Annotated in this window: 1 protein-coding gene; it reads right to left on the bottom strand. The window is 59.9% G+C overall.

The features are described 5' to 3' along the window. Positions 1-145 precede the first annotated feature (145 nt). Positions 146-411, bottom strand: a 266-nt coding sequence (locus CBF90_RS16645; protein WP_141097226.1) for an aminotransferase class I/II-fold pyridoxal phosphate-dependent enzyme, incomplete at its 5' end; no start/stop codon positions are given.

Here is a 411-nt window from a genome sequence, read left to right as displayed (position 1 = left end):
GCCGACTCTTATTGTTTATTGCCTTTTTTTCAAGCCTTGCAGTGTAGGTCAGGCATTGATTTTTTGTCTACCTGCTATGCGCGATCACAACAAAAAAACGGGCCCGTCGTCGACGGGCCCGTTGCGGTGCAAGCTGCAGCGCGGATCAGAGCATCCTGGCGATCAGCGCGCCCAGCTTTTGCACGCCTTCCCGGATCTTCTCGGGCGGGACGGTGACGAAGCTGAGCCGCAGGGTGTTCTTTTCGATCTCGTTGGCGTAGAACGGCGCGCCGGGGACGAAGGCGACGTTCTGCGCGATGGCCTGGTCCAGTAACTGCATGGCGTCGATATGCGCGGGCAGGGTGATCCAGATGAACATGCCGCCTTCCGGACGGGTCCAGGTGGCGGATGCGGGGAAGTACTGCTGCAGGG

Origin of the sequence: Microbacterium sp. AISO3 (assembly GCF_002204305.1) — a bacterium.
Taxonomy (GTDB): Bacteria; Actinomycetota; Actinomycetes; order Actinomycetales; family Microbacteriaceae; genus Microbacterium; species Microbacterium arborescens.
Note: the sequence above shows the minus strand (reverse complement) of the source record. Positions and strands in the feature narration are given on the sequence as shown.